This window comes from Alcanivorax sp. HI0044, assembly GCF_001634945.1.
This window is the reverse complement of record NZ_LWEZ01001070.1, coordinates 1-410: the sequence shown is the minus strand read 5'-3', so window position 1 is coordinate 410 and position 410 is coordinate 1. Positions and strand designations below refer to the sequence as shown.

General features: G+C 56.6%; 1 pseudogene. It reads right to left on the bottom strand.

Annotation, left to right across the window (positions count from 1 at the left end):
* A pseudogene (locus A3730_RS12850) lies at positions 1–318 on the bottom strand (DUF4372 domain-containing protein); the annotation flags it as partial.
* Positions 319–410: the final 92 nt, after the last annotated feature.

Genomic DNA, 410 nt, shown 5'->3' with positions numbered 1-410 from the left:
CAGCTTGAGGGACAGGTTGATGGCACTCGCATCCAGTGAGTAGAGAGGGTTCTTGAAGCGGAACTTATGGGAGCTGGGGCTATTTCTGCAGCGCTGGAGCAGCTTGTAGAACAGCGCTTCGTAGAGCTCCGCCGGCTGCTTCTCATTGAGCCTTGCCAAGGTAGAACGGGCAACGGGTTTGGCGCCAAGGTGGAAAAGCTTATGCTTTTGGCTCTCCAGGTTCGACTGGATATCGCGCAGGCTCTGACGGCCGGAAAGCTGAGACATGGCCATGCCAATGAATTGATCCCAGCGCGTGGCGGATCTCAGTTTTTGCCCGTTCTACCTTGGCAAGGCTCAATGAGAAGCAGCCGGCGGAGCTCTACGAAGCGCTGTTCTACAAGCTGCTCCAGCGCTGCAGAAATAGCCCC